Origin of the sequence: Hymenobacter lapidiphilus (assembly GCF_013377885.1) — a bacterium.
In the GTDB taxonomy this organism is placed as follows: domain Bacteria; phylum Bacteroidota; class Bacteroidia; order Cytophagales; family Hymenobacteraceae; genus Hymenobacter; species Hymenobacter lapidiphilus.
In genome coordinates, this window is sequence record NZ_JABKAU010000069.1 from 1 (window position 1) to 9,853 (window position 9,853).

Consider the following 9,853-nt stretch of genomic DNA (forward strand, 5'->3'; position numbering starts at 1 on the left):
GGGCTTTTTGTTATCCGGGCTTGTAACATTTAGTGGCTTACTTCATCGCCGCGGCGTAGTTATGGTAGAAGTGCGGGATGGTTTCGATGCCTTTCATGAAGTTGAAGACGCCGTAGTGTTCGTTGGGTGAGTGAATGGCATCAGAATCGAGACCGAAGCCCAGCAGAACGGTATCGAGGCCCAGCTCGGTTTTGAACATGGCCACGATAGGGATGGAGCCGCCGCCGCGGGTAGGAATAGGGCGCTTACCGAACGTGGTTTCCATGGCATCGGCGGCTGCTTTGTAGGCCACCGAGTCGGTGGGCGTTACTACGGGCTCGCCACCGTGGTGGGGCTTTACCTTTACGGTTACGCCGCTGGGCGCAATGCTGGTAAAGTGCTTCTGGAACAGGGCCGTGATTTCGTCGGAGGTTTGGTTGGGCACCAGCCGCATGGATATTTTGGCGTAGGCCTTGGACGCAATAACCGTTTTGGCACCCTCGCCAGTATAGCCGCCCCAAATGCCGTTCACATCAAGCGTGGGCCGGATACCCACGCGCTCGACGGTAGTGTAGCCTTTCTCGCCGTACACGTCGGGCAGGCCGATGCTCTTTTTGAACTCGTCGTCGGAGTGCGGCACGCGGTTGAGCTCCTCGCGTTCCTCGGTGCTCAGCTCGGTTACGTTGTTGTAGAACTCGGGGATGGTAATGTGGTTGTTCTCGTCGTGCAGCGAGGCAATCATCTTGCAGAGCACGTTGATGGGGTTGGCCACCGCGCCGCCGTAGAGGCCCGAGTGCAGGTCGCGGTTGGGGCCGGTTACCTCTACCTCGTGGTAGCTCAGGCCACGCAGGCCTACCTCAATGCTGGGCGAGTCGTTGGCCAGCATACCGGTATCGGATACCAGAATTACGTCGGCCTTGAGCTTCTCCTTGTTGGCCCGCACGAAGATGCCCAGGTTGTTGGAGCCAACTTCCTCCTCGCCCTCAATCATGATTTTGATGTTGCAGGGGAATTCGCCGGCCTGCTTCATCACCTCCAGCGCCTTCACGTGCATGTACACCTGGCCTTTATCGTCGCAGGCGCCGCGGGCATAAATCTTCTCGTCCTTGATTACCGGCTCAAACGGCGGCGAATCCCACAGCTCGTAAGGGTCGGCGGGCTGCACGTCGTAGTGGCCGTACACGAGCACGGTGGGCAGGCTGGCGTCCACTATTTTCTCGCCGTACACGATGGGGTTGCCGGCCGTGGGGCACAGCTCCACGTTGTCGAGGCCTACCTCTTCAAAGCGGGCTTTCAGGTAGTCGGCGGCCTTCAACACGTCGCCGTGAAACTTAGGGTCGGCCGAAACCGACGGAATCCGGAGCCAGTCAATCAGCTCGGTAAGGAAGCGGTCCTGGTTTTCTTTCAGATAGGTCGTATCCATATAAGGGTGTTTCGGGTGGGGTGTAAAGATTGGCTGAAGAAACGCGTGTGGGTATGGGCCGAAGCTCAGCGACTTATTTGGCGTTGCATTGCTGGAGCCATTGCCTGGCCGCCTCATCGTCGCTGAACATCTTCACTTCAAACGCTTTTAATTGAGCGTAGAAGGTCTGGGCCGATTCGTCGGCCAGCGAGTCGGGTGTGGTAACCATGGCGAAGTAGCGCAGGCCGGCAGCGGCGGCATTGGGAGCCCACTCATTGAGTACCCACTCCAGCGAGTGGTCCCAGGGCCCGATAACCTTGCGCGTATCGTTGAGTACGCACTGGAAGCCTGCCTCGGCCAGTGCCGAAGTGTAGGCCTGGGCACCGGCCTGAATGCTGTCGGCGGTCAGGTAGCCCACCCAATCCACCGCAATCCAGCGGTTAGCCGTATCGTCCTCCACCGTGATGTAGGGCCGGCCCAGCGAGCTTTTAAGTTCTAGTTTCATGATGACAGCGAAGGGAAGCAGCGGGTAGAAAGGGGGAGAGAATTAGTCAACGGCCGGCTCCTGCAGGGCCTGATGCAGCCATTGCTTCGCCTCGGACAAGGTGTTATAGTGCGCTATGTTGATAGCATAAGCGTTGGCCGCTTCGGTATTGTTTGTGTAGCTCTGCACCGATATCTGGCCAAATATGCTTTCGGGCGCTACAAAACTCATATGCCGGATGCCGGCCGCATAGGCCCGCGGGTTCCAGTCGGTGCGCAGCCAGTGCTGGTCATCGGGCGTAACGGCGCCTACCAGTCGGGTGTCGCCCAGCAAACCCAATGGCCGGGTGTGCCGGCTTTCCTGTATGTAAAGCTCCAGGGAGCGGTCCATGAAAGAGCGAAATTGCTGACGATTGGCAAACGTATGCCACTGCACAATCAGGCAGGGCACCTCCGGAGCCAGCAGAACACTCCCGTATGTTTCGGTAATCAGAGTCCTGTCGGGCACGGGCGAAGGGAAGGGTACGGCTGGCAGGAACAGGCTGTCTGGCCGGCACTACGCACCGGCATCGGTTCCCGCGCAAACATACCGAAATCAGCCCGCATGCCCAAGCTGGGCCGCAATACTATTGCTCCCGAATGGCAACTAGTGCCTGCCTCAGGAGCTGGCGGCTATTTCCTGTCCCAGGGCATGGGCACGCGGCTTTCGGTGCCGGCGCGCAGGCGGCCGATGTTGGCGCGGTGGGTGTAAACAAGCAGCGCCGCCAGCACAAACCCGAACCAAAGCAGCAGCGAGTTGTCGGGCCGGAAGCCGGGCAGCAGCTGCAGCAGCGCGAACGTAGCGCCGGCCGTCATGCTGCTCAGCGACACGTAGCGCGAAATCAGCAGTACCGTAATAAACACCAGAATGCAGACGCCCACCGTGGCCGGGGCAATGGCCAGCATCATGCCCAGCACGGTGGCCACGCCTTTGCCGCCCCGGAAGCCCGCCCAGATGGGGTAAATATGCCCCACTACCGCCAACACACCGCAGGCCAGCTGAAAGTAGAGCAGCTGCTGCGGCAGAATGGCACCCTGGTTCAGCATTACAGTGGCCAGCGAAGTAGCGGCCCAGCCCTTGAGTACATCAATGGCCATCACGAATGACCCCGGTTTCTTGCCCAGCACCCGAAACGTGTTGGTAGCGCCCGAGTTACCCGAGCCATGCTCGCGGATATCGAGTCCGAAAAAGGCCCGCCCCACCCACAGGGCCGTCGGGATGGAGCCAATCAGGTAAGCGGCCACCAGCAGGCCAAGCACTAACGGTAGATTCATGCGGAAGGAGAGAGGAGGGAGAGGAGGGGTAAAGATAAGCCGTAGCGCGAAGCTTCCGCGTCGCGTAGCATTGCCGACGTTGCTACGATTTCGTTCGACGATATGCGTCGCAGAAGCTTCACTGGTCTTCGGTTCGCGCTACATGCAAAAAGACCCGGCAGCCAGGCTACCGGGTCTTCTAATACTACTCGGCGAAGGGGTCGTCGCCGGCTTTCTTCTTGCGCTTCTTTTCTTTCTTCGAATCCTCTATCGGGGGCTCGTCGGCGGGTGGCGTGGCTTCTACCGCTTCCTTCTTCTTTTTCTTGCCCGACTCATCGGCCGGGGCGGCCGCAGGTGCGGCGGGTGGTGGGGTATCGGCGGTGGGCTCGGCTTTCTGTTTGCGGCCTTTGCGGCCGGTCTCTTCGGCCGGAGGGGGCGTGTCCTGCATCACGTCATCCACGGGGTCGTTTTTCTTCTTCTTCTTTTTCTTGCCCGTATCCTCCATGAAGTCGAAGTTGCCAGTCTGCTGGGGCTGGGTTACGTCCAGTCGGCGCTTGGTGGTTTCGTTGAGGTAGTCTTTGCGGAAGTGGTTAAGGAAAAGCTGCACCTCCTGCTCGTCGCCGAGGTAAAAGCCGTATTCGGTGGCCGTGTTATAGTCGCCTTTGGCTTTGAGGCCGATGATTTCGTCGAACGAGCCGTGCTGGGCCTTAGCCAGCATCACGTTGTTGCTGTACTTGAGGTAGTACCAGGTGCGGGGCTCGGCCTCCAGGTAAATGTCTACCGCGTCGCCGGTGCTTTCCTTCTTGATTTCAATATAGCCGTCAACCATGGCGTTGATGTCCTTTTTGCCCACACTCACCAGGCCGATTTTGCCCACCGAGTACCAGGCCCGGCGCTTCTCATCCCAGCGCATGTTTACCTGGTTGAGCACCAGCGTGTGCAGAAACTTGGCCGAGAGCTTCTGCAACGACAGCGCCCCGCTTTTGCGGGTGGCGTAGTCGCGGGCCGCTGCGTTACCCGCCATTTCCCCGATTTTGTAGAGCTGGCCCGAAGTGGTGTTCAGGGCCTCGGGGTTGCCGCGGGCACCGGTAGCCAGGTCCAAGGCCATCGCCTCCACCGCCTTCTCGGGCAGGTTGATGTCGAAGGCCATAAACGTATCGATGTCATAAATGGCGCTGTCGGGTTTGGCGTAGCCCAGGCCGGCGGCCGTCAGGGTATAGTCTTTGTTGGAGCTGATGAAATTGAGCTTACCACGGAAGTTCAGCGCCCCGGTCGAGTCCTGCAGCGTCAGCACCGAACCCTCGTAGATGTCGGGGTCGGTGTAGTTGTGGCGGCTGATGGCATACTGGCGGCGGCGCTGGTCGTAGCTCAGGGTGCCATCCACGGTAAACAGGTTGGCGTCGGTTACGCCGGGCTTGGTGGCCACAAACAGCGGGTATACTTTGCCGGTGCTTTCCGACAGAAACAGGCCCGAAAGCATCGGGGTGCCGCTTTCATCCTTGGGCTCATTCAGCTTGATGCGGATGCGTTGCGGGTCGATGGTGTCCTGCACTGCAAACCAGTCGGAAGCCGAAGCTGTCTTCACGAAGTTAAGCTTGGCCTGGCCATCAAACGAGAAGCCTTTTTTCTGCGAGTTCATCTTCACTCCCCCCCTGAAACCAATACGTGGGGCGAGGTTGAACTTGTCGGCCGCCGCAATAGTCGCAACGGCCAACGTAGGTGGCGAAACCGGGGCATTGTCGCTGGCATCGGGGCCGCGCTTGAGCAGCCCGCCGCCCTTCTTGCCGCTGGTGTTCATGGCTGTGGCCGTGGCCAGCGAATCGACCCGGAAATTGGCAAACTTAATGGCGAACGAGTCGGCCGAGGTTTTGTAGTTGTACAGCGCGTTGCCGCTGAAAGCCGTGCGCGAGAGTACCTTAATTTCGCCCTTGTAAAGCTGGTGGTACTTCTGCAGCGTGTCCATCACAATGCCTGCATTCTTGAACTCGCGCATGCGGGCGTTGGGCAGCACGTACACCCGGTTCGAGTCGGGTACAATCCAGGCGTCGGCGGCCGCAATACGCGGTACACCGCCGGCTACCAGCTGGTAGCGGCTCAAATCGTACTGGCCCGTGGAGGCCTGGAACTTGAGGCCCTGCTGCTCGGGCAGCGTGCTATAGAAATAAGAGCGCGACGAATCGGCCCCGGGAGCCACCCGCAGCTGCACGAGCTTCTTCTTGAAATCCCACTTGCCGCCTGAAAGGGTGGTGCGGTAGTCGGAGTAAGGCAAATCGATGCTCGACTTGTTGTCCGACGATTCGCGGGCAAACTCGGTGCTGCCGGCCTTCAGGTCGTAAACGAAGTTTACGTTGTTGGCCGTCAGGGCCGGCTTGTTCACCTCAGCCGACTTGATGTTGAACGTGGCCTGCTGGCCGGTGTACTGGGTGGGCTTGAACCGGAAGGCCGTGGAGCGCACAAACGACTGGGGGCCGTCCATGGCGCCGTTGCCGCGCAGGCCGCCGGGCGAGTACGTGAGCGTGCCCCGGAAACCGTAGGCCACGTCGTAGATGCGGAAGGCCTCGCCCTTCGGCTGGCTGGTCAGGTACATCGAGTCCTGGCGTACGGCCCACTTCATCTGGTAGCCGGGCAGCAGGTCGACCTTCGCAAACTCGGTGCCGCCCAGCGGGCCCGGCAGAATGGTGGCCGTTTTGCCCACCGTTACTACCGAGTCTTTATAGAAGATGAACTGGTCGCTGCTGAAGTCACCGGTCAGGTACTTGATATTGCCGATGCCCTGCAGGCCCCGGTTGCTCATGCTGACTTTGTTGTAGAGCGTGCCCTTGTTGCCGTAGAGCGGGAAACCAGCCTTGGGCACATCGTACACGAAGCCCAGCGAGCCGTCTTCCTGCATGCTGAGCTTGGTTTTGAAATCGGGCATGATGCCGCCCGACACAAAGGTGCCCTTGAAGCCCACCGCCGCCCGGTTCTTGTTGTTAAGCGAGTCGAGCTTGAAGGGCGGGATGTCGAAGTACAGCGTAGTGTCGTAGGCACCGCCGAGTACCTCGGGCTTGTTGAAGAATACGTAGGCGCCGGTGCTGGCATCAAACGACGGGTAGGCCCCCAGCTTCTTACGGCCCGATTTGTTGTTGGGCGCGTTGATGTAAAGCCGGCCCGTCGAGGTGCGGCTTTTGTTGGTCAGGGCCCAGTCGGGGTCCTTGCGGGCCCGCATCACCGAGCCTTTTGTGCCCTTGCCCTTCACAATAATGGAGTCAATCTTGGCCAAATCGATGTAGAAGCCGTCGTAATCGAACTTGAACTCCTTGCCCTTAAAGATGAAAGCCGAGGCCACCACCGTGCCGTTGAACAGCACGCCCCGGTTTTTCTGAATCCGGACGATGCTCGAATCCGGTTTCACGAATACAGTTACCGAGTCGTCGGAGAAGTTGAAACGGTCCACGCCCCGCACAATCAGGTCGTTGGAGTTCAGGTCGAGGGTGGCGTTTTTGCCTGAAGGCGAGAGGCTCTTCAGCGAAATGTGGTCGTAGTCTTTCTTGCCGCGCGACGAGTTTACGTAGTGCATGGCCTTGGGCAGCAGCACCACTTGGTCGGTTTGCGGGTACCAGCCTACGTAGCCGTCGCGGGCCAGGCCGGAAGCCACGGCACGTACGTTTTCCACCTTCAGCTTGCGGAAGCTGGCTACATCCTGCACCGTAAACAGCCGTTTGTTGCCGTTTTCGAGGCTATAGCCCACCATCATCTGCAGCGGGTGCAGCTTGTTAATCGTCTTGATCTGCTGGTAACGGGTGTTGGTGTAGAACTCCTTCGACTCGAAGCCGGCGGCCACCTGGTTTTTGGCCGTCAGCATCGAAAAGTCGATGAACGGCGTGCGAACCGGCCAGCTCAGCAACTCGGTCGTAATCTCCATCTGATGGTAGGAGTCGTAGTAGGCTGTGTTCTTGTATAAGCCCTGCTCGCGGGTAAGCTGCAGCAGCTGGGTGCTCTTGTTGTACTTGAGCTTCACGCCGGGGTGCGTAACCGAGTCGCTCTTGCCCTGGAAGATGGAAATAGCCGCGTGCTGGGCCGTAATCAGCGAGTCGCCCAGTACATAGGAGCGCGAGGAGGCCCGGAATTTGGGCTGCCCGGCCACATCGACGATGATGTGCGACAGCGAGCCGTCGAGCGACGACGACAGCGCCTGGGTGCCCGCCAGCGAGAAGCCCCCGAAGTAGCGGATGTTGTCGCCGATGTTCTTTACGCGGGCGTCGTTGGTCGTCGAAATGAAGCGCGGGTAGCCAGTATCCTTTTTGTCGCCGGCCTTGCGCTGCACGCTTTTAAACGCCAGCCAGCCCTGCACCGGGTTTTCGAGCACGGCCGGATACGTGAGGGTTACGGGGTTGGCCATAAACTCGGCCTTGCTGATATCAAAGTCGAAGCTGGCCAGGGCGGCCGAGGCGGGGTTGCCATTGACTTCCCAGGTAAATGTGCCGCCATAGCCCACAAAGCGGTTTTGGGCCGGCACTACCACGCCGCTGGTTTTGGCAATGTACACCGAGTCGGAAGCCGTAATCAGAAACAAATCGGCATTGTCGAGCATGATAACTGCGCCGCGGGTAGGCGGGGTTACGTAGCCGGCCGCGTAGGTTGCGCCGGTGTCGCCCCAGCCCGAATCGGCGGGCTTGGCCCCCTTTCTAGCGGGAGTATCGTCGGTGGCCCAGGGGTCGTCGTCGCCCCAGCCGCCGCTTTTGGGGCTGGCTTTGGCCGCCGGCGCTGCTGCGGCCGGCGCTGCGGTGGCAGGTGCCAGCGGCGGCAGATCGGTGGCGTTGTAGGCAAAGCGGAACTGCCCGCCTACGGCGCGCAGCGAACTGTAGCGGGAGCGATGCAGAAATTTGGTGTCGAGAAACTGGGCGGCCGTGGCCAGAAACTCAGCGGCATCAGCCGGCGAATCCTTCTCTAGGGTTTTGCCTACCGCATTCAGCAGCTGGGTCATCTGGTCGTCGCTCAGGTTTTGTACCAGCGCCCCGGCCGCAATGGCCGTAAAAAAATCCTCGAAGTGGGGCCGCGCCCGCAGCTTGCGCGCCAGCATATACTGGCTCAACGACACGATGTAGCGCTGCTGGGTGGCCGTGAGGCGGTTGCTGGCCCACACCTGCTGCAGGCGCGTGCCGGCGGTTTTGGCGGCGGCGTTGTTGGTGGTAGCCATCAGCGCCTGCACATCTACCATAAACTGCTCGGGCTCCGAGCTGAACTTACCCGTGAACTTGGGCGGGGCCGGGGCCGGGGCGGGCGCACCGGGCTTGGCGGCCGGAGCCGGTTTTTGCTGGGCCAGCGCCGGGGCTGCCAGCCCCAGGCTTAGCAGTAGCATCCAAACCCAAGTGAAAGCAACCTGCTTCATAGTGTGTAGTGTCTTCGTCAAAGCAACCATAAATAAGCCGGGCCGACCGACAACGGGCACGGACCGCTGAAATTGTACTCTGGCCGGCAGCCCTACGCACAGGCCCAGACGGGGCTCTGGCGCATCAAGTCAGCTAACCGCCTACAATTTCGGTAAAAGCCGGCACTTTCTGGTGCTGTTAACCGGGTGCCTGCCTACATTCCTACTCTTCCCAATTTTACTTATATTCTGATAGCCACCGGCTTGTGAAATGGCCTAAATGCAAAAATCCGTTTCGCCCGGTGCCGGACAAAACGGATTTTTGCGTTGGTGCCTGCGCCCTAAGCGGGCTGCCGGAAGATGGCCGATACCCAGTGATTCTGGACGCGGTGGCTTTCGTAGCGGAAGCCGGCCTGCTCGGCAGCGGCCCGGATCTGGGCCAGGTCTTCCTCGTAGAAGCCCGAGAACAGAATGGGGCCGCCGGGCCGCAGGTAGCGGGCGTAGGCCGGCATATCATCGAGCAGCACGTTGCGGTTGATGTTGGCCAGGATGAGGTCGAAGGGCTCTTCGCCGTCGAGGGCCGTAATGTCGCCGAGGCGGGCTTCCACGGTGTCCTGCACGTTGTTTTCGAGGGCGTTGTCGGCGGCATTTTCGGCCGTCCAGGGCTCCACATCAACAGCCAGCACGTAGCTCGCTCCCAGGTGCACAGCCATTACGGCCAGAATGCCGGTGCCGCAGCCCATGTCCAGCACCCGTTTTCCCTGGTGGTCTACGTCGAGCTGGTTGGTAATCATCAGGGCCGTGGTGTCGTGGTGGCCGGTGCCGAACGACATGCGGGGCATAATCACGATTTCGTGCTCCAGATCGGGCCGGGCCGGGTGGAAGGGGGCCCGCACCGATACGCGGTCGGCAATAACCAGCGCCTCGAAGTTCTTCTCCCACTCGGCGTTCCAGTTCTGGCGCGTGATGATGCGGTGGTCGAACTGCAGCTCGCCCTGACCCTGGTAGCGGGCCATGATTTCGGCCACATCGTCGGGTGCAAACTGGTCTTCGTCGATGTAGGCGCAAAAGCCCTCGTCGTTGTCTTCGAAGGTGTTAAAGCCCACTTCGGCCAGCTCAGCTACCAGTATGTCGGCCAGCTCGTGGGGCGCTTGCACGCGCAGTTCAACGTAATCCATGTTCAGATTGAGAAGTGTACAGGTCGGAATGTTCCCTCGGAAGGGGCGGCAAAGGTCGGCTAAAAAACGGCGCTTTCCCACCGCTACCAGCCGGTAGTCAGCGGCTTGTCATATATATTAATTCAAATATTACTTTCTTTGAGAGCCTAACCACTTTCTCCTTTTATA

6 protein-coding genes are annotated in these 9,853 nt (G+C 59.9%); all 6 read right to left on the reverse strand.

The window, feature by feature from the left end; genetic code table 11:
• Positions 1 to 37 precede the first annotated feature (37 nt).
• Positions 38 to 1,402 (reverse strand): dipeptidase, encoded by a 1,365-nt coding sequence (locus HW554_RS19680; RefSeq protein WP_176910240.1) that lies wholly within the window; start codon positions 1,400 to 1,402, stop codon positions 38 to 40.
• A gap of 73 nt (positions 1,403 to 1,475) precedes the next feature.
• Positions 1,476 to 1,886 carry an STAS/SEC14 domain-containing protein gene (locus HW554_RS19685; protein WP_176910241.1) on the reverse strand — a complete coding sequence of 137 codons (411 nt, stop codon included), beginning with the start codon at positions 1,884 to 1,886 and terminating at the stop codon, positions 1,476 to 1,478.
• Between the two features lie 42 nt (positions 1,887 to 1,928).
• Positions 1,929 to 2,372 (reverse strand): hypothetical protein, encoded by a 444-nt coding sequence (locus HW554_RS19690; protein ID WP_176910242.1) that lies wholly within the window; start codon positions 2,370 to 2,372, stop codon positions 1,929 to 1,931.
• 164 nt (positions 2,373 to 2,536) lie between these two features.
• Positions 2,537 to 3,178, reverse strand: a complete 642-nt coding sequence (gene plsY, locus HW554_RS19695; RefSeq protein WP_176910243.1) for a glycerol-3-phosphate 1-O-acyltransferase PlsY — start codon at positions 3,176 to 3,178, stop codon at positions 2,537 to 2,539.
• 184 nt (positions 3,179 to 3,362) lie between these two features.
• A complete protein-coding gene (locus HW554_RS19700; protein WP_176910244.1) occupies positions 3,363 to 8,528 on the reverse strand; it encodes a hypothetical protein in 5,166 nt (1,721 codons plus the stop codon).
• Between the two features lie 320 nt (positions 8,529 to 8,848).
• Entirely contained in the window at positions 8,849 to 9,685 is an 837-nt protein-coding gene (prmA, locus tag HW554_RS19705; protein ID WP_176910245.1) for a 50S ribosomal protein L11 methyltransferase, read from the reverse strand.
• Between the last annotated feature and the right edge of the window lie 168 nt (positions 9,686 to 9,853).